The 18,489-nt window shown below is 64.6% G+C and carries 21 protein-coding genes, 1 tRNA gene and 1 riboswitch; of the genes, 8 read left to right on the top strand and 14 right to left on the bottom strand.

All coding sequences use genetic code 11. The features are described 5' to 3' along the window. Positions 1 to 19 precede the first annotated feature (19 nt). Together R8L07_08900 and R8L07_08905 are read right to left on the bottom strand one after the other, a co-directional pair. Complete coding sequence (locus tag R8L07_08900) at positions 20 to 445, bottom strand: DUF4864 domain-containing protein (GenBank protein ID MDW3205652.1); 426 nt, start codon at positions 443 to 445, stop codon at positions 20 to 22. 128 nt (positions 446 to 573) lie between these two features. Further along, positions 574 to 1,716, bottom strand: a complete 1,143-nt coding sequence (locus tag R8L07_08905; protein ID MDW3205653.1) for a hypothetical protein — start codon at positions 1,714 to 1,716, stop codon at positions 574 to 576. Positions 1,717 to 2,225: 509 nt separating this feature from the next. On the opposite strand from R8L07_08905, the gene R8L07_08910 reads away from it, so the two are divergent. The 3 genes from R8L07_08910 to R8L07_08920 all read left to right on the top strand — a co-directional run bounded on the left by R8L07_08910 (position 2,226) and on the right by R8L07_08920 (position 3,718). After that, a tRNA-Arg gene (locus R8L07_08910) sits at positions 2,226 to 2,302 on the top strand. Between the two features lie 254 nt (positions 2,303 to 2,556). Next, a riboswitch (cyclic di-GMP riboswitch) is annotated at positions 2,557 to 2,639 on the top strand. 22 nt (positions 2,640 to 2,661) lie between these two features. Further along, the gene (locus R8L07_08915; GenBank protein MDW3205654.1) at positions 2,662 to 3,198 is read left to right on the top strand and encodes a hypothetical protein; all 537 of its coding nucleotides are present in this window, start codon (positions 2,662 to 2,664) and stop codon (positions 3,196 to 3,198) included. A 55-nt stretch (positions 3,199 to 3,253) separates the two neighbouring features. Continuing rightward, positions 3,254 to 3,718, top strand: coding sequence for an MmcB family DNA repair protein (locus R8L07_08920; GenBank protein MDW3205655.1), 465 nt, complete (start codon positions 3,254 to 3,256; stop codon positions 3,716 to 3,718). Positions 3,719 to 3,750: 32 nt separating this feature from the next. On the opposite strand, the gene rfaE1 is transcribed toward R8L07_08920, so the two are convergent. The 3 genes from rfaE1 to R8L07_08935 are packed head-to-tail and all read right to left on the bottom strand — an operon-like array spanning position 3,751 to position 8,226. Beyond that, positions 3,751 to 5,226, bottom strand: a complete 1,476-nt coding sequence (rfaE1, locus tag R8L07_08925; protein MDW3205656.1) for a D-glycero-beta-D-manno-heptose-7-phosphate kinase — start codon at positions 5,224 to 5,226, stop codon at positions 3,751 to 3,753. Between the two features lie 37 nt (positions 5,227 to 5,263). Further along, positions 5,264 to 6,013 carry a metallophosphoesterase family protein gene (locus R8L07_08930; GenBank protein MDW3205657.1) on the bottom strand — a complete coding sequence of 250 codons (750 nt, stop codon included), beginning with the start codon at positions 6,011 to 6,013 and terminating at the stop codon, positions 5,264 to 5,266. A 56-nt stretch (positions 6,014 to 6,069) separates the two neighbouring features. After that, positions 6,070 to 8,226, bottom strand: coding sequence for an HD domain-containing phosphohydrolase (locus tag R8L07_08935; protein MDW3205658.1), 2,157 nt, complete (start codon positions 8,224 to 8,226; stop codon positions 6,070 to 6,072). Positions 8,227 to 8,496: 270 nt separating this feature from the next. On the opposite strand from R8L07_08935, the gene R8L07_08940 reads away from it, so the two are divergent. Then, entirely contained in the window at positions 8,497 to 9,141 is a 645-nt protein-coding gene (locus R8L07_08940) for a transglutaminase-like cysteine peptidase (GenBank protein ID MDW3205659.1), read from the top strand. Positions 9,142 to 9,420: 279 nt separating this feature from the next. Here R8L07_08940 and R8L07_08945 read toward each other — a convergent pair whose 3' ends face one another. Next, entirely contained in the window at positions 9,421 to 10,125 is a 705-nt protein-coding gene (locus tag R8L07_08945; GenBank protein MDW3205660.1) for a helix-turn-helix transcriptional regulator, read from the bottom strand. A 186-nt stretch (positions 10,126 to 10,311) separates the two neighbouring features. Here R8L07_08945 and R8L07_08950 point away from each other — a divergent pair, with 186 nt between their 5' ends. From R8L07_08950 to R8L07_08965, 4 genes are all read left to right on the top strand, one after another. Next, on the top strand, positions 10,312 to 11,574 hold the full coding sequence (locus R8L07_08950) for an MFS transporter (GenBank protein ID MDW3205661.1): 1,263 nt from the start codon (positions 10,312 to 10,314) through the stop codon (positions 11,572 to 11,574). Positions 11,575 to 11,679: 105 nt separating this feature from the next. After that, positions 11,680 to 11,835 carry a hypothetical protein gene (locus R8L07_08955; protein MDW3205662.1) on the top strand — a complete coding sequence of 52 codons (156 nt, stop codon included), beginning with the start codon at positions 11,680 to 11,682 and terminating at the stop codon, positions 11,833 to 11,835. 97 nt (positions 11,836 to 11,932) lie between these two features. Then, a complete protein-coding gene (locus tag R8L07_08960; protein ID MDW3205663.1) occupies positions 11,933 to 12,505 on the top strand; it encodes a hypothetical protein in 573 nt (190 codons plus the stop codon). Between the two features lie 25 nt (positions 12,506 to 12,530). Then, on the top strand, positions 12,531 to 13,052 hold the full coding sequence (locus R8L07_08965; GenBank protein ID MDW3205664.1) for a hypothetical protein: 522 nt from the start codon (positions 12,531 to 12,533) through the stop codon (positions 13,050 to 13,052). A 46-nt stretch (positions 13,053 to 13,098) separates the two neighbouring features. Here the strand turns inward: R8L07_08965 and R8L07_08970 are convergent, their stop codons facing one another. From R8L07_08970 to R8L07_09005, 8 genes are all read right to left on the bottom strand, one after another. Then, entirely contained in the window at positions 13,099 to 13,467 is a 369-nt protein-coding gene (locus R8L07_08970; GenBank protein MDW3205665.1) for a histidine triad nucleotide-binding protein, read from the bottom strand. A 198-nt stretch (positions 13,468 to 13,665) separates the two neighbouring features. Further along, positions 13,666 to 14,310 carry a LysE family transporter gene (locus tag R8L07_08975; protein MDW3205666.1) on the bottom strand — a complete coding sequence of 215 codons (645 nt, stop codon included), beginning with the start codon at positions 14,308 to 14,310 and terminating at the stop codon, positions 13,666 to 13,668. Between the two features lie 16 nt (positions 14,311 to 14,326). Continuing rightward, positions 14,327 to 14,659: a phosphoribosyl-ATP diphosphatase gene (locus tag R8L07_08980; protein ID MDW3205667.1), complete on the bottom strand. Its 333-nt coding sequence runs from the start codon at positions 14,657 to 14,659 to the stop codon at positions 14,327 to 14,329. Further along, a complete protein-coding gene (gene hisF, locus R8L07_08985) occupies positions 14,656 to 15,456 on the bottom strand; it encodes an imidazole glycerol phosphate synthase subunit HisF (protein MDW3205668.1) in 801 nt (266 codons plus the stop codon). The genes R8L07_08980 and hisF overlap by 4 nt, the downstream gene beginning before the upstream one ends. Positions 15,457 to 15,463: 7 nt before the next feature. Next, on the bottom strand, positions 15,464 to 16,189 hold the full coding sequence (gene hisA / locus R8L07_08990) for a 1-(5-phosphoribosyl)-5-[(5-phosphoribosylamino)methylideneamino]imidazole-4-carboxamide isomerase (GenBank protein ID MDW3205669.1): 726 nt from the start codon (positions 16,187 to 16,189) through the stop codon (positions 15,464 to 15,466). An 11-nt stretch (positions 16,190 to 16,200) separates the two neighbouring features. Beyond that, a complete protein-coding gene (hisH, locus tag R8L07_08995; GenBank protein MDW3205670.1) occupies positions 16,201 to 16,833 on the bottom strand; it encodes an imidazole glycerol phosphate synthase subunit HisH in 633 nt (210 codons plus the stop codon). A 6-nt stretch (positions 16,834 to 16,839) separates the two neighbouring features. Next, the gene (gene hisB / locus R8L07_09000; protein MDW3205671.1) at positions 16,840 to 17,439 is read right to left on the bottom strand and encodes an imidazoleglycerol-phosphate dehydratase HisB; all 600 of its coding nucleotides are present in this window, start codon (positions 17,437 to 17,439) and stop codon (positions 16,840 to 16,842) included. A gap of 324 nt (positions 17,440 to 17,763) precedes the next feature. After that, on the bottom strand, positions 17,764 to 18,444 hold the full coding sequence (locus R8L07_09005; GenBank protein ID MDW3205672.1) for an RT0821/Lpp0805 family surface protein: 681 nt from the start codon (positions 18,442 to 18,444) through the stop codon (positions 17,764 to 17,766). Positions 18,445 to 18,489: the final 45 nt, after the last annotated feature.

The following is an 18,489-nucleotide window of genomic DNA, read 5'->3' on the forward strand; positions in this document are numbered from 1 at the left end:
CTGATCCTGCGGGCGGCGGTCAGACAGCGCCGCCCGGCAGTTTCTCCAGCTGACAGCCGGCGATGCGCCAACTGCCATCCTCCATTTGCTGCATGAAGTAATAGGCCATCCAGGCCGATCCGTCGCTGGCGACCAGCATCACCGCCTGGGTCGCCCGGTTGCCGGCCGCTTCGAAGCGTTGAAACTCGACGGCCTGCGGCGCGATCAGCGGCGCGTAGCCGCGGCTGACCATGTCCATGAAGATGTCGGGATTCTGGAATTTCCGCTGGATGAAGGGCGCGGCATAGGAATAGGCCTTGGCCCGATCGCCCTCCGCCATCGCGGTCAACTGGTTCTGGATGATGGCGGCAACGGCGTTTCGGCCGTCCCCGTCCTGTGCCTGCGCGGTGATCGCGCCGACCGCCGCCAGGCCGGCGACAAGTAGCACTGCATAGAAGATCCGCATGATACGGCCTCCGGCGTCGTTGGGCCCCTATCAGGGGATACGCGCCGGAGGGCTGTCGGGATCACTCGGTCGTTCGCGGGCGGGCCCCTTCCGGTCCGGAATCCGCCGATCCGAATGCCGTCGCCGCGTCAGCGGACGTAGAGGTGAACCTCGTTCTGCGCGACGTTGCGCGAATCCGACAGCAGGTTCACCCGGCCCGGCTGGATGCCCATGCTGGTCAGCGTGCGCAGCACCGCCTCGGCATTGCGCTGGGCCGCCGCCCCGTTCAGCGCGACCTGCGCCGCATTGCCGCGATCCGGGCTGACCGCCACGAGGTCGAACACGGCGTTCGGCTTGGCCGTCATCGCCTGGTTCACGGCATTGAACAGCGCCTGCTGATAGGGAACGTTCTCGCGATCGAACTTGATGATGACCAGCGGCTCGGCCGACGGGTCGATGCCCTGACCGGACGCCGCGACGCGGGCCGCCGCATTCTCGGTCAGCTGGAACGAACGGGTGGCGATATTGGCGCCGTAGAGCTGTCCGTTCTTGATGCCTTCGGCCAGCGTCGTCATGTTGCCGCGCTCGGCGGAGACATAAAGGTTGTGCCGGTTGATCTCCTGCGTGACGTCGGTCAGCATCCGGTCGAGATCGACCAGCGACTGGTGCACGGAATCTTCCAGGACGCGCAGGCGGGCGTGATCCTCATCCACCGCGCCGGACAGGCCGTAGGTCGCCTGAACCGTGCTCAGCAGGAACTTCCCGAAGGCGGCCTGATCCGAGGCATCACTGTGCAGCTTGGACAACGACGGAATGGTCTGCTCGACCTGGGCCAGGGAGTTCTGGGCCTGGTTCCATTGCTCGACCAGGATCGGGTTGCCCGGGGTGGTGCCGAGCTGCAGGCGCGAGGTGATCGCGGCCTTGTTGCTGTGATAGGTGTTGGCGTTCGACGCGCTGTTGCCGCGGATCGCGCTCAGCCGGCCCTTCAGGTCGCCGACCTGCCCGGTCAGCTGCCGCAAATCCTGATCCATCTGGGCGATGCGTTCGCCGACCGCCGTGGTGCCGGAATAGACGGCCTGGGTGCTGGCCGGGACCGGTGCCGCCGCGGGCTGGGCCGTTGCCTGCTGGGCTGCCGGGGCCGGGCTGCTCTGCGATGCGGTCGTCGGCTGCGAGGTGGCGGTGTCGCCGCCCGCCGGATCCTGCGCGTCGAGTGACGGCCACAACGAGTCGCACCCGCTGAGCATGACGCATGTCGCGCCGATCAGTCCAAGCATCCTGAAAGAAGTCGTCATGCCCTGCACCATGCCTTGTACCGCCCTGTCTTCCTCGGACCCGCCGCTGGGCCGTCGGGCCGGCCCTTTATCGGGCAGCCTCAGTCCAGCCTATCGCGGTTTATGCCCCCATGCGACTCAAGATACCGATCCGCACCCGCGCGGCCGTACCCCGACTCGTTGTCCCATGCCGGTCCGGACCCTTCATGCGGCGCCACCAAACCGGCGCCGCCGGGCCGAACCCGGCAAACTTAGCGCGGATACTACTTGACCCCGCGTTCGGGGACAACCCGCATTCTGGGTGGAGGATAGGCCGAATCCCATTGGACTAGCGCGATTTTTTCCGGCCGTTGCGTCTCGGTCTCACCCGCGTGGGCGGCCCGGTGCCGGCCCCGCATGCGCCCCGTTCGCCGCCGCGAAATCGGCCGGAAGCGCATCTTTGTCATTTTCTTGCAAATCGGCCCTTGCCAATCGTCCCCGCTTGGCCTATCAACCGCGCCGCGCCGCCGATCATCGGCCGGCCACACAGCGCGCCCCTAGCTCAACTGGATAGAGCACCTGACTACGGATCAGGAGGTTGGGGGTTCGAATCCTCCGGGGCGCGCCATTTTCTTTCTGAAAAATCCGGGGCTACCGACTGCGCGTCTATCGGGTGCGCTTGTCGTTCGATTTTCTGATCCGGTGCTCCGGGTCGGTCGCGTGGCCTGCGTTGGAAGCCGCTGATATCTCGAAGAAAAGAGCGACTGTGTGCCGCGGGCCGGGCGCGGTCGAAAATCGTCCCGCTGTGACCGTCGTCACTGTTCCGCGGGATCGCCCATACTATCTATATGCGTATCGGTAGGAAGACGCGGATGTCGCGCCTTTCGATCAAGGCAAACCGTCGGTAACGGCGGGACGCAAAGCCTCCGGCCCCGGCGCGTTCACGGGGTAGCGGGGTTGCCGAAAAGCGAAGACTGGAAACAACGCGTGACGCCGAAAGCTGTACGCCCGATGGGTTTTGACCGCCTGCTTCTCTATACAATGATCGCCTTTTTCGGGGCGTTGCCGATCATCCTGATGCCGTTATTCGGCGACCAGGTCATCGACGCCGTGGAGGAAATCTCCGACACCGACGACGACCGACCGCGGGATGACGGCGAACCGGTGCGCCTGGTGACCGGCCCGCTGATGAACGTCTCCGGTCGGATCAAGGACGGCCTTGTGGCGGTGATCGATCTGCCGAACCGCACGACGGCGGATGCCCTGTGCGAGCAATCACCCTATCTGCACGACCGTCTGCAGGTGTTCGCGGCGGAGCACCCGTCCAGGCTGGATCAGAAGACCCGCATCTCGGGCCGGGACCCGGTCCTGATCCGGGCGCTGCGCGAGAAGTTTCCCGACATTCCGATGGACGCCGTCCGGCTGACCGAACCGACGGCCTACAAATCGATCTATCCGAGCCGAGACGTCTATGAATGTCAGGGCCTCAGCTATCGGCGGATCGCCCAGAAATCCCATCAGTAGTTCCCGGTTTGTTTTCCTTTCGGACTCGTCTATTGTGCCCGGAAAGGAGAGCGCCATGTCAGATCTGTCCCTGGAGACAGCCGAGCCATCCGGTTTCGGCACGCGGCCCGATGCGACCTTCGCGGTGACGCGGGGCACGACGCGCCTGCTGCGGGAAATGGGGCTGGCCTGCCTGACGGAGGTGCCGCTGAAGACTGGCCGCCGGGTCGACATCATGGCCCTGGACAAGAAAGGGCAGACGACGGTCGTGGAGGTCAAATCCTCGCTGGAGGATTATGCGGCCGATTCCAAATGGGGCGAGTATCTGCCGTTCTGCGACCGGTTCTATTTTGCCGTTCCGACGGACTTTCCCATCGATATCTTGCCGGAGGAGGTCGGCCTGATCATCGCCGACGCCTATGGCGCATCCATCGAGCGGACGGCAGCGGAAGGCAGCATGAATGCCAGTCGCCGGAAATCCCTGACCCTGCGGTTTGCCCGCCTCGCCGCGGAACGCTGGATGCGCATGGTGGATGCCTAGCGGCCGCGCCGAGTGCCCGGGCCAGCTAGAGGTCAACTGCGGTTCAGCTTTGCGATCGTGTTCGTGGTGGAATGGCCGTCGACCAGATCGGCCAGCACGACCCTGCCCCCCAGGCGTTCGACGACATCGGCGCCGACGACCTTGTCCCGGGTGTAGTCCGCGCCCTTTACCAGCACATCCGGCTCCAGCGCCGTGATCAGGGAGAGCGGCGTGTCCTCCCCGAAGATCACGACCAGATCGACATCGCCCAGCGCGGCCAGCACCGCCGCGCGGGCACTTTCCGGCTGAACCGGTCGGTCCGGTCCCTTCAGGCGGGCGACGGAGGCATCGCTGTTCAGGCCGATCACCAGCCGATCGCAGGCCGCGCGGGCCTGGGCGATGAGCGAAACATGGCCGGGATGCAGCAGGTCGAAGCAGCCATTGGTGAAGCCGACCGATTTGCCTGCCCGGCGCCAGGCGGCGATACGGTCGACGGCCTCCGCCTGGGTCAGCACCTTGGATTCCCCGGCTTCCAGGCGCTCCTCATGGCTGTCGTTCAGGATCTCGCCCGGATAGGCGACGGCGGTGCCGGCCTTGGCGACCACGATGCCGGCGGCGCGGTTTGCCAGGGCGGCCGCGTCCCGGGCGTCGAGACCCGCGGCCAGACCGGCGGCCAATGCGGCGACAACGGTATCCCCGGCACCGGCGACGTCGAAGACTTCGCGGGCGCGGGCGGGCAGGTGGATGGCGCTTTCGGTCCCATCCGCGGGGTGGCGGTAGAGGGTCATGCCCTCCTCTGACCGGGTGGCGAGCACACCGCCCAGGCCGCAGGTGTCGGTCAGATGGCGGCAGGCGGCGATCACCGCCGCATCGCCTTCCGCGGACATGCCGCTGGCCAGGGTCAGTTCCGCACGGTTCGGCGTCACAAGGTCGGCACCGCGATAGCGGGAGAAATCCCGGCCTTTCGGATCGACGATGACGGGGACGCCCGCCGCCCGGGCCGCGTCGATCAGCGCGGTGATCAGCGCGTCCGACAGCACTCCCTTGCCGTAATCCGAGAGGATCAGCGTGCCGACGCCGGGAAGGGCCGCCAGGGCTGCATTCCGAAGCGCGGCGGCGGTCTCGTCAGGGAAGGGGCCTGTGCGCTCCCGGTCGGTTCGTAGCAACTGGGCGCGGCCCGCGATATAGCGGGTCTTGACCGCCGTCGGCCGGTCCGGCGCGGTGATAGACGCATCCGTGACGCCGGGCAGTTCGGCCAGCATCCCGGCCAGTTCCTCAGCCGCCGGATCGTCGCCGACCGCGCCGACCAGGGTGCATTTCGCGCCCAGTGCGGAAAGGTTGCGCGCGACGTTGGCCGCGCCGCCCAGGGCAGGCCTTTCGCGCTGAACCGACAGCACTGGGATCGGCGCTTCCGGTGAAATGCGCTCGACCTTGCCTTCGACAAAACGGTCCAGCATCAGGTCGCCCACGCAGAGCACATTGGCCCCGCCCAGCCGCTCCAGAATTGCCGCCAGATCGGTCTCCGTCATGTCCGGACTGTCCTTGATTTCGATGGGGAAAGACGCGTCAGCGAAAGTCGCGCGGCCCCGCGTGAAGGAAGGCCTTTTCGGTACCCCAGAACAATCCCGCCGTCAAATATCCGCCCTTGCCGGCACCGGTATCCACGCAGATTCGATTCGGATGCAGCTCCGGGTCCGGCGACGGGGTGTGCCCGTGCACCACCAATCCGCCGAAATCGTGGCAGCTGTCCAGGAACGGCTCGCGAATCCACATCATGTCGCTGTCGGTCTGATCGTCGACGGCGATTCCGGGGCGCAGACCGGCATGGACAAAGATGAAGTCCCCGTCCCGATGGAGGGTCGACAGCCCCTCCAGAAACTGGCGATGGGGGGCCGGTAATGCGGCGTCCAGATCGCGCCGGCAGCGCTGGAATCCGGCGATGTCGAACGGATCGTCCGGCGGCGTGACGCCATAGCTTTGCACCGTCGCGTCGCCCCCATTGGCGATCCAGGCCCCGCCGAGACGCAAATCCCCGTCATTGAGGAAACGCAGCATCATTTCCTCATGATTGCCGCGCAGAAAGACCGCATCGATCCCCGCCTTGCGCATGTCGATCAGCCGGTCGATGACACCGGCGGAATCCGGGCCGCGGTCGATATAGTCGCCGACAAAGACGAACCGGTCATGCAGGGCGGCATTGTTGTCGCCGGCTTCGCGGCCGATCCGGGCCAGCAGTTCTTCCAGCAGGTCCAGATGACCGTGAACGTCGCCAACGGCGATCAGCCGCACACCGTCCGGTGCGCGGGATCGGTTCAAGGGTTGGGCCGACGGGGCGGATGCCGTCCTGATAGAGCCTCACTCTCCGGCGGACGTCACTCGGCAGGGGCTTTGCCTTCCTCGGCCGGCGGGTCGCCGTAGCTTTTCCACTCGTTGCGTCCCCCCCGGTTATCCAGATAGTTGGCCAAAGCCACCACAACAGATCTGTCATACTTTTTATTGCCATCGGACAGCAGGATATCCAGCGCCTTGTCGAAGCTCATGCCGGCGCGCCAGGCGCGGGCGCTGACCATGCCGACAAAGGCATTGGCGACGGCCGCGATCCGGGCGGTAACCACAATGTCCTGTCCGGACAATCCATCCGGCGTGCCGCTGCCGTCGAAGTTTTCCTGCAACTGGCGCAGCGTGTCGTAGACCGGGCCGTCGAAATCGATGTTCGAGACCAGCTCCGCGCTGGTCAGCACCGACTGCTGGATCATCTTGATTTCTTCGTCGGTCAGACCGCCCTGCTTGGTCAGAACTTCTTCCGGCACCGTGATCTTGCCCAGATTCATCAGGCTGCCGGCGATGGCCGCCGTTTCGGTCAGGACATGCTCGATATCCATTTCCTTGGACACCGCCCGGGCGACCTCGCCGACCCGGACCGAATGGTTGGCGGAGAACGGGTCACGGCGATCGACGACCGAGACCAGGGTGCCGACCAACTGGCGCATCACGGCCTCGCGCTTCTCGCGCTCCTTCACGCTTTCGGTGATGTCCTGACTGACCATCAGGACGCCGGGCGGGAAATCCTCACGCGCCGGCAGCGGCTGGAAGTCAGAGCGATAGACTTTCGGCCCATCCTCACCCAGTTCCATCGTATGGGTGACGGTCAGGCGCTCGTTCTTGGCCAGGGCCTCCTTGACCCAGGCGGCAATGCGCTTGCCTTCGACCGGACCCAGAATGGCGGAGACATGCTTGTCGAACATGTCTTTGCGGTCCATGCGCGACAGTTCCAGCGCCGTCTTGTTGAACCAGCGGTAATGACCGTTCTCGTCCAGGATGACGATCGCGTTCGGCTGACTGTCCGTCACCAGGTGCATGAAGTTGCGCTGTCCCTGGAAACGGTTGGCCAGTTCCTCGAACTTGTGCGCGGCCTCGGTCGCGCGCTGCGACGTGCCGTAATACCAGAGTGCCAGCATCCCGATCAGCACCAGCACGATGATGGCGCCGAAGACGACCATCAGCAGCTGGATGCGCTCGCGCGATTCCTTCAGCGCCTCGGCCGTGTCGACCTTGTGCAGCAGGGTCCAGGGAACCTGCTGGAAGGCGCGGGAGATCGCCAGGACCTCGTTGCCGGCATAATCCGTCACCGTCGCGAAGCCGCCCACGGTGCGGACCGCCCAGGCGCCGGCCAGATTCGGCGTGTCGATCGCCAGAGGCTTCTTCAGCGGCGCGGTGCCGTCGGCCCGCGGTGTCAGATACTCGATCTGGTTCTTGGTCTGACGAACGATCAGCGTCTCGGCGGTTTCCTCCGTCGCGCCCGGCTGCTCCAGCAGCGGGTAGAGCTCGTCGGCGATTTCCTTGATGCCCAGCACGTAACCCAGCTGCGACTCGGCGCTTTCGTCGGCCTGAATGGCATAGACCGGCACCAGGAAGGCCATGGAGGGCTTGCCGTCGGCATTCAGGAAGATGTCGGAGACCGCCGATACGCCGCGTTCGGTGCTGTCCAGGAAGGTCCGAACCTCGCCCTTGATCTGGGGGAAGTTCTCGGTGCGGACGATGTATTCGTAATTCAGGTCGATCAGGGCAAGGCCGTGCGTGCCTTCCTTGGCGATGTTGGCGCCGACCTGCGGTCCGGTATCCTCCGTGCGGAAGCCGGCCCGGTCGGCCACTACCTCCAGCAAATTGCCGAGATAGCCGAGCTCCGCCTGGGCCTCCTCGCCGCCTCCGCCGCCGGCCTCATGGAAGACGGTCAGATAGAGCTGCACCGACGCATTGTCGGCGATGCCGCGCAGGTCGCCGGTCTGTTCGTCCAGCCAGCGTTCGATGTCGGTGAAGCGGCTGTCGATGACGATGGACATGCGGCTTTGCCATTGCCGCATCTCGCGGGCCTGTTCCGACGCCTTGAACTGCAGCATCAGGAAGATGCCGACGGCGACGAAGATGGCGACACCAACGCCGGTCAGAATCATCTTCATCCGCGCGCTCATGGCTGGTTTGGCGGCCTTGTCGCTGTCCTTCGCGCCGCCGTCGCTCGTCGTGCTGCTCACCGGTATTCCCCCCTGATCCCAAAAGGATGCGTGTATCGACGCGGATAATGCCCAAATTCCGCGACAAGGTACACCCTCACGTTTTAGCGATATTCGTGCAAATTCCGATCCGTACGCTTGGCAGCCGCAGGGGTTATCAAATATGGTTACCGTCGTCGTTCGGCGGGCTGCGGGCCCCGGGACGACAAGCGACAGCAACGGGGGTGCCGTGTCGCCGCGTCGGGCGACGTCACGGCATGCCGGGAATTCCGGCGGAGTGGAGTTGATGTCATGATGCGCAGGATGCCCTTACTGACGGTCGCCGCGGCCTTTTCGGCACTGGTCATGTTGTCGCCCAATGCCGGTGCGGCCAGCGTCAAGCTGTTCGGGACCAAGGAGATCAGTTCCAGCAAGCTCGACAAGTTCGAGAAATGGACCGGTGTCCTGGCCCGCTACGGCGGTGAGAAGGGGGCGGAACTGAATGCCTGCCAGATCACCGCGACCGAGGCCTGCCACATCGCGAAATGGCGAATCTTCCTGAACAAGCTGAAGAACCATCCGCCCGTCGAGCAGCTGCAATACGTCAACAAGTACCTGAACCAGTACGCCTATATCCTGGACCCGATCAACTACGGGAAGAAGGATTACTGGGCCACGCCGCGGGAATTCATGTACCGCACCGGCGATTGCGAAGATTACGCGATCTCGAAATACGTCTCGCTGCTGCATCTCGGCTGGCCCAAGGAGCAGATGCGGATCGTGGTGCTTCAGGACCTGAACCTGAACACGCCGCATGCGATCCTGGTGGTTTATGTCGACGGCCAGGCCCTGGTCCTCGACAACCAGATCCCGCAGGTCATCGACGCCAGCCGCATCAAGCACTACAAGCCGATCTTCTCGATCAACGAAGACCGCTGGTGGCTCCATCGGGGGTAAGGCTCCGGCCTCGGCCCGCGACCTTCCCGCACAGCCGTGCCGGGTGCCCTCTCCCGGGGGAAGGGGACTGGCGCTTCTGCGATAGCAGGACTGTTGATCGTTCCGGTACCGCGAGAGCCCGTCGAAGGTTCCTGCTTCCGCAGAAAACGGAGGTGTTCTGGACCGTCATTCCCGCGGAGTCGGGAATCCGGGGCCGTCTGCACGGGGAGGTCAAGTTTGCATCCTCGTGCTCCTGCAGAAGCAGGGGCCTTCGCGATATCTGCGCCTCGCGCGCCCGGTTCAATCGCCGCGCAGATACCGCGTCGGCGTGTCGCCCAGGGTTCGGCGGAACATGGCGATGAAGGCGGACGGGCTGTCGTAACCCAGGTCCAGGGCGACGCTGGTGACCGGCACGCCTTCGGACAGGCGCTCCAGGGCGGCGAGCAGCACGCGCTGCCGGCGCCAGACGCCGAAGCTCATACCGGTTTCCTTCTGGAACAGGCGGGCCAGGGTACGCGGGGCGGCGCCGCTGATCCTGGCGAAATCTTCGAGACCCCTTCGATCGGCGGGGTCTTCCAGCAGGGCGTCGGTCACGGCGCGCAGACGGGAATCTTCGGGCAGGGGCAGGTGCAGTTCCGCGGGCGGCGCGGCGCGCATCTGGTCCAGCAGGACGGCCATCAGGCGACCCTGCGGGCCGTCTTCCTGCCAGTCACGCGGGAAGGCGGCGGCTTCCAGGATCAACTGGCGCAGCAGCGGGTCGACATTCAGGACAGCGCAGCGATCGGGCATGCCGGTCATCGCCTCCGCGCCGACATAAAGGCTGCGGAACTTGGCGTGGCCGACCGGACGGATGTCGTGCATGATTCCCGGCGGGATCCAGACCGCCATGGCGGGCGGCGCGGTGAAGCGGCCCTGCGGCGTCAGTACGGTCAGCACCCCTTCCGCCGAATAGGTGAACTGCCCCCAGTCATGGGCGTGCGGCGTCACGGCCTCCCCGACGCTCATGTCGATGGCCCGGACTTCGACCGGTCGAAGCAAGTGCGAGGGGACGGCGTTCCGTGGGGGCGCTTGGCTGATTCTAGACATCGTTTGTCAGAATAGCGAGAGACAGCCGGGCTGGCGAGGCGTAAATCTCGCCTCATCGGAATGACGCCGCCAAACCAGGGCGGCCGGATTGAGAAAGCACGCGCGATGAGCCGTTACGTCCCCCGTTTCCTGCAGGGCCCCGAAGGCATGCTGATCCTGATGGCCTTTGCGATGGCGCTCAGCCTGCAGGGCTGGTTCGCGCTGCTGAACAATTTCGTCGTGGAACGGGCGAACTTCACCGGCAAGGAAATCGGCTTCCTGCAGTCGATCCGGGAGATCCCGGGCTTTCTGTCCTTCGCGGCGGTCCTGTTGCTGCCCTTCATCCGGGAGCAGAACCTGGCCTTCCTGTCGCTGTTCCTGCTGGGGCTCGGCACCGCGCTGACGGGGTATTTCCCGACGGAGCTTGGGCTCTATTTGACGACGCTGCTGATGTCGACGGGGTTCCATTACTACGAGACGATGAACCAGTCGCTGACCTTGCAGATGATCGAAAAGAAGCACGCGCCGATCCATCTGGCGACGCAATTGAAAGCCGCCTCCATCGGCACTTTCTTCATCTTCGTGATCATCATCGCCTTCTTCAACGATTCCGCCTTCATCCGGATTCAGGAAGGGCTGGGCATCGCCGATCCGCTGACCGGCTTCAATCTGGGCTATGTCCCGATCTATGTGTTTGCCGGGGTGGCGACCGCCGTCATCGCAGTGTTCTGCAAGCTCTACTATCCGTTCTTCGAGGCGGCAGAGGTTCAGACCAAGTCGCTGTTCCTGCGGCGGCGCTATTGGCTGTACTACGCGCTGACCTTCATGGGCGGTGCCCGGCGTCAGATCTTTATGGTCTTCGCGGGTTTCCTGATGGTCCAGAAGTTCGGCTATGACGCGACGGCGATCACGCTCCTCTTCATGGTCAATCTGGTGGCGAATATCTGGATCGCGCCCTATATCGGCCGCTTCATCGCGAAGATGGGCGAGCGCCGGGCGCTGATCGTCGAGTATGTCGGCCTGATCGCCGTCTTCGGCAGCTACGCCGTGGTCGAGGACGCGTCCGTCGCGGCCTTCCTCTACATCGTCGACCACCTGTTCTTTGCCTTCTCCATGGCGATCAAGACCTATTTCCAGAAGATCGCCGATCCGAAGGACATCGCCTCGACGGCCGGGGTCAGTTTCACGATCAACCACATTGCCGCGGTCGGCATCCCCGCCGCTTTCGGCTTCCTCTATCTGGAGGACGAGGGGCTGGTCTTCATCCTGGGTGCCGGCATGGCGGTGGTCTCCCTGATCCTGGCAATGCTGGTGCCGCGCGACCCGGAGGCTGGCAACGAAACGGTGCTGACGCGCCCGACCCCTGTCGCGGCTCAACCGGCGGAATGATACGGACGCCGCGGGGATGGCGGCTTGACCCAGGTCAATGACGGGGAGGGGCCGGCGGGATAGTTTCGGGACGATTTACAACGTCTTTCCCGGGAATTGATCGCCATGGAAGCCCTGAAACCGATATTGCTGACCCTCGCTGGTGTTCTCGTCATTCTGGGGTTTGCCGCGACATTGTGGTTCGGCCTGGAAGCCGTGTTCTGGGTCGCGCTGATCCTTGTCCCCGTGGTCTTTGTCCAGACGCTGCTCTGGGGACGATAGCCGGGCGGCGGCGTCTCGGAGCGCGCCCTGTTCAACTTCCCAAAAATGCATAACAGTGCATAATACCCTGAATGGATGTGAGTTCGGGGAGGCGGTTATGCGTGTCATCCTTCCGATCCTGGCGGTCTGTGTGATTGCGTTCTGGGGAGAGCGCGTCGCGGCCCAGACCCAGCAGACCGACGTCATCTGCTTCTGCGCGGTTTTCTACAACACGGAACCCTGCAAGACGCGCTGCCGCGGCACGCAACCTGGTACGGGAGGAGGGACCGGTGTTCCCTCCACCTTGCGGCAGGTTGATCCGTTCCTGTTCCCTTCGACCCTGGATCTGGGCGACAAGCCACCTTCCGCCGTTGAACTGCCGCAGCCGCTGGATGAGATCTTCCGCCATCTCGGGATCGGTCGCCAAGCGTCCAACGATGAGTGGAGTGCGATGACGCAGATCGACTTGCCGGACACCATGACCGCATCGGAGCTGGAAGTCTTCCGGCAGACGCTGGAGCGGTTGCGGGGTGGTGTTCTGGAGGAGGTTCGCACCGACCTGGACGCCGCCTATACGAACGGAAAAATCGACCGGGACACCTATGAAGCCGGGCTGGAGCAATACCGGACCGGTATCGAGCTATACAAGGACGGCTTCGGTCTGTACCGCGAACGCCTGTATGGCAGTTAAGCCTGGTTCTGAGGGGGACAGGTTCATGGAGTTCGATCCCTGGGAGATACTTTGTACCCGGCTCAAGGATGTGGTGCTGCCGATGGTCGTGGTCGTCGCCGTGAGTGCGGTGGCCGCGTCCCTGCCGTTCCTGCACAGAATCCGGGACAAGACCGCCTTTCTGGGCACGGTCGCGGCGTTTGGATTGATCGGCGGCGTGATCGGCCTTTTCACCGGCGCCAGTCGCGATCCCGTGGTCGGCGCCGTTCTGCCCGCCTTCCTGACGCTTGCGGGCGGATTCGTGACGTACATTCTGGGCCGACAGGAAGCGTCCGCTGCGCCGGATGGTACCCCGGCGCCCGTTTTCGATCCCCCGGATGTCCGCAGGCTTGCGATCTCCATCCTGATCGTGATCGCTTTGACCGGCAGTTGGATGGCTTTTTTCGGCAGTTCCCTGCGCACCACGGCCGAAACCCACCACCGTGAGACGGTCGAGAAACCCTACAAGATCTTCGAATACTGCCTGAGCCACAGCACGGAGCCGTTCTGCGCCCAGTATTTTCAGTGATCTTTCATCACGGCGGATCCGGTCCGGGGCGGAATGCCGGTCGCCATTACTGCTGAGGCTTCGGTACCATGCCCTTCATGCTGCGGCCGCCGAAGATGTGGAAATGCAGATGCGGGACTTCCTGGTGGGCGTCCTTGCCGTGATTGGCGATCAGGCGATAGCCCGGCTCGTCCAGTCCCAGTTGCCGGGCGACGGTGCCGATGGCCTTGAAGAAGCCGGCGATTTCCTCGTCGCTGGCCTTCGCCGTGAAGTCCGCGGTTGAAACATAGGGGCCCTTCGGGATCACCAGGACATGGACCGGCGCCTGGGGCGCGATGTCGTGAAAGGCGAGGGCATAATCGTCCTCGTAAACCTTGTTGCAGGGAATCTCGCCCCGCAGGATCTTCGCGAAGATGTTCTGGTCGTCGTAACTCATTCGGTCTGTCTCCCGGGCAAGGTCTTTTGAAGCGTCAGGCGTTGGCCCCGTGCGACTGGACAAAAACTTCACCCATTTTGCAACCGCGTTCGGTTTTCCCGCACGGACCCGCTGTCGTGCTCCTGCGGAAGCAGGAGCCTTCGGGGAGTTTGCTCCGTGCCTGATCAAGAAAGGTTCCTGCTTTCGCAGGAATACAGGTCAGGTCCGTCTGCCGCCGACCGCGCCGGACAGTTCCGCGCCGATCAGGCCGCTGCCCGCCAGGGCGTAAAAGCCGGCGATCAAACGGTTGAAGACCAGCCGCCGTCCGGCGGACTTCAGGAAGCGGCTGACCGCCGTTCCGAAGCCGCAATAGCCGACATAGATCACCGCCGTGATCGCCTGCGCGGTCGGCACCAGGATCGCCAGCTGCGGGGTCAGCGGCCGGGCCGGGTCGACGAATTGCGAGAAGACGGCGGCATAGGCGAGGACCGCCTTCGGGTTGCTGAGCGAGATGAGCACGGAATCGCGCAGGATGCGTCCGGCGGGCTTCGCGGTTTCCGCCTTCACGGCGACGGCGCGGCCGGATCTGCGCCACATCGAAATCCCCATCCAGATCAGATAGGCCCCGCCGCAGATTTTCAGGATCGTGAACAGGGTGGCATTGGCCGCCAGCACGGTGGCGAAACCGGCGGACACGGCGGCGATGAACAGGAAGGCGGCGATCAGGATGCCGGCGACGGCCCAGAGGGCGCGTCGGAATCCGGCATTCGACGAAATCGCGATGCAGTTCAGCGCATTCGGACCCAGGGGAATGCCTGCCAGGAACCAGACCGCGACGAAGACCAGCCAGAGTTCCCAGGACATGCGACTTTCCCTTCGATCAGTCTTCCTTGCGTGAGGCCTTTTCCGTCAGTCCGGAGGTGCCTTCGCGGGCGGCAAGCTTCGCCCAGACCTCGTCGGGCTTCAAGCCCGCATCGGCCCAGAGCACCATCAGGTGGTACAGCAGGTCCGCGCTTTCGGATGCGATGCCCTCGCGCTCGTCCGCCATCGCCTCGATCACCGTCTCGACGGCTTCCTCACCCAGTTTCTGGGCGATCTTGCCGCGGCCCTTGCCGAACAGCTTGGCGGTATAGGACGTGTCCGGATCGGCACCCTTGCGCGATGCCACGGTGGCGTAGAGGCGGTCGAGTACCGTCGCGTCGAATTCGCTCATGCGCCTGCTCCTGAAATCGGGGCGTCGCTGCCGCCGTCGACCGGACGGACGGGCAGGCCGGCGGCGGCCATATGGGCCTTTGCCTCGGCGATGGAATATTCGCCAAAATGAAAGATCGAGGCCGCCAGCACGGCGGAGGCGTGACCGTCGCGCACGCCCTCGACCAGATGGTCCAGGGTCCCGACCCCGCCCGATGCAATCACAGGCACCGGCACGGCGTCCGCGATGGCGCGGGTCAGCGGGATGTTGAAGCCGGACTTGGTGCCGTCGCGATCCATGGAGGTCAGCAGGATTTCGCCGGCGCCCAGTTCGACCACCTGGCGGGCAAAAGCGACGGCGTCGATGCCGGTCGGCTCCCGGCCGCCATGGGTGAAGATCTCCCACCGGTCCGGACCGACGGATTTGGCGTCGATGGCGACGACGACGCATTGCGAGCCGAAGCGTTCCGCCGCTTCCCGGACGAATTCGGGGCGCTTGACGGCCGCCGTGTTGATCGACGCCTTGTCGGCCCCGGCCAGCAGCAGTTTGCGGATGTCGTCGACCGTGCGCACCCCGCCGCCGACGGTCAGCGGCATGAAGGCGACCGCGGCCGTGCGCGCGACAACGTCATAGATTGTATCGCGGTTGTCGCTGCTGGCGGTGATGTCCAGGAAGGTCAACTCGTCCGCTCCGGCGGCGTCGTAGATCTTCGCCTGCTCCACCGGATCGCCCGCATCGCGCAGGCCGACGAAGTTCACGCCCTTGACGACGCGGCCGTCCTTCACGTCCAGACAGGGGATGACACGGGTCGTCAGCATGGCGAGATCATCCTTTCAGCACCGCGATGGCCTCGGCCAGATCCATGCGTCCATCGTACAGCGCCCGGCCGGAAATCGCGCCGGCGATGCCGCCCGCCGCCTTCAGCGATTTCAGATCGTCGATGGAGGACACGCCGCCGGAGGCGATGACCGGGGTCGACACCGCGTCGGCCAGGGCCTTGGTCGATGCCACATTGACGCCCTGCAGCGCGCCGTCCCGGTCGATATCGGTATAGATGATCGCGGCGACGCCCTCGTCCTCGAACATCCGTGCCAGGTCCAGCACTTCCAGCTCCGTCGCCTCGGCCCAGCCTTCGACCGCGACCTTGCCGTCGCGCGCGTCGATGCCGACCGCGACCTGTCCCGGGAAGGCGGCGCAGGCAGCCTTGACGGTGTCCGGATCCTTTACCGCGACGGTGCCCAGAATGACCCGCGACACGCCGCGTTCCAGCCAGGACGAGACATGCGAGACGGATCTGATGCCACCGCCCAGCTGCACCTGCGCGCCGGTGCCGACGGCGTCCAGGATCGCGGAGACGGCGTCGGCGTTCTCCGACTTGCCGGAAAAGGCGCCGTTCAGGTCGACCACATGGATCCACTCCGCCCCGGCGTCGACAAAGGCGCGGGCCTGGGCGCCGGGATCGGTGTTGAAGACCGTCGCCGCGTCCATGTCGCCGCGCAACAGGCGCACGCATTCGCCGTCCTTCAGGTCGATTGCGGGATACAGGATCATGACGCCTCGCTTCAGGGTTTCCAGGACAGGAAGTTCGAAATCAGGCGCAGGCCGGCGGCCTGGCTCTTTTCCGGGTGGAACTGGGTGCCGACCATGTTGTCACGGCCAACGGCGGCGGTCAGCGCCTCCCCGTAATCGACCTGGGCCAGACACTGGTCCGGGTGATCCGTTTTCAGGTGATAGCTGTGGACATAGTAGCAATAGGCGCCGGGTTCGATCCCGTCGAAGACCGGATGATCGGCGACACGGATCAGGTCGTTCCAGCCCATATGCGGGACCTTCAGCGCCGGGTCGTTGGGACGGATCGGGGTAACCCGGCCCGGAATCCAGCCGAAGCCCGGGGTCTCGCCATGTTCCTCGCCGAGACCCGCCATCAACTGCATGCCGACACAGATGCCCAGGAACGGACGACCCTTGTCGATCACCGCGTCCTGCAGGGTTTCGTACAGCCCCTCGACCTTCATCAGGCCCGCGCGGCAATCGGCAAAGGCGCCGACGCCCGGCAGTACGATCCGGTCCGCCGCCGCGATTTCCGCGATGTCGTCCGTGACGGAGATTTTATCCGTCGGGCCGGCCATCCGCTCGAACGCCTTCGCGGCGGAATGCAGATTGCCCGACCCGTAATCGACGATGGTTGTCCGCATGGCCGACTACAGCGACTCGCCCAGCGTGCCCTTGGTCGAGGGCACCTGGTCGGCCTTGCGCGGGTCGATGGCGGTCGCCGCCTTCAATGCGCGGGCCAGGCCCTTGTAGCAGCTCTCGGCGATATGGTGATTGTTCTCGCCGTAGAGATTCTCGACATGCAGGGTCGCGCCCGACGCCTGGGCGAAAGCCGCGAACCATTCCTTGAACAGTTCGGTGTCGAAATCGCCCAGTTTCGGCTTGGTGAAGTTCACCTTCCAGACCAGATAGGGCCGGCCGGACAGGTCGATCGACACCCGGGTCAGGGTCTCGTCCATCGGGATATAGGCATGGCCGTAACGCTCGATTCCCTTGCGGTCGCCCAGCGCCTTCAGCACGGCCTCGCCGACGACATAGCCGCTGTCCTCGGTGGTGTGATGGAAATCGATATGCAGGTCGCCCTCGGCCCGCAGGGTCAGGTCGATCAGGCTGTGCTTGGAGAGCTGCTCCAGCATATGGTCCAGGAAGCCGATTCCGGTCTGGACGTCATAGACGCCCTCCCCATCCAGGTTCACCGACCCGGAAATCTGAGTTTCCTTCGTATTGCGCTCGACCGACGCCTGCCGCATCACCGTTTTCCTTCATTCGATCCATCGAATGCGGTGCAAATAGCAGGCACGGCGCGGAAAGGCTAGACGCACGTGGATTTCGACAATTGTGTTCCTGCAAAAGCAGGAACCTTCGCCATAGAGGATGCGTTGCCGGAACAAGGAAGGCTCCTGCTTCCGCAGGAGCACGTCTCGCCATTTTTTCACGCTTATGCAGGTGGGGTGGGAATGACGAAAAACCCAACCTCCGTGTTCCTGCGAAAGCAGGAACCTTCCTTGCCATAAGTCGGGACCGGGGACGCAGAAGGCCCCTGCTTTCGCAGGGGCGCATTGCATGGGTCGGCGTCAGCTGACGATCTGCCAGGTGCCGTCCGGGTTGCGGCAGGCGGTGCCGTAGACCTCCTGAACCTGACGGCCGATCGTGCCGGTGGTCACGTATTCGCGGCAGTAGCGGCCGCTATTGGTCTGCCAGGTGCGCACCGGGGTGATCGACTGCCGGGTCGGCGTCGTGGTGCCGTGCCGGTTCGGGTTCTGCCAGACGACAGGTTGGCCGTCGGGGACCCGCTCCAGCGTCTGGCTGACGCAGCGCCGATCGCTGGCGTCCATGCTGCCGCCGATGCTGTTGCCGGCGATCAGGCCGACGATGGCGCCGCCGATGATCGCGACGGTCTTGCCGTCGCCCTTGCCGAACTGGGTGCCCAGGGCCGCGCCCGCCGCGCCACCAATCAGCGCGCCGATCAGATCGCTGTTGCAGCCGAATCCGCCACCGCTCAAGGCGTTGCCGCGGGTATGGTGCTGCTGCGGATGGCCGTAATAGTAGTTGTTGGTGACGTTGCGCTGCACGACGCGGTGGTCATGGCGATGATTGTCGCGGCCATGGTCGTGATAATGCTGTTTCGCGCGCCAGCCATGCGCCGGGGCCCAGCCGGGCGGATCGGCGAAGGCCGCTGCCGGCATCAGGCCGAGGCCCAGCAGGGCGGCCACGAGTAGACTGGTTGCGCGATGCGAAAGACGGGTGCGGGTCATGATCTGACTCCCAGTTGCCGAACATTCCGGGAGTAACGACGGGCC

Source organism: Alphaproteobacteria bacterium, assembly GCA_033344895.1.
In the GTDB taxonomy this organism is placed as follows: Bacteria; Pseudomonadota; Alphaproteobacteria; order UBA8366; family Aestuariispiraceae; genus Pacificispira.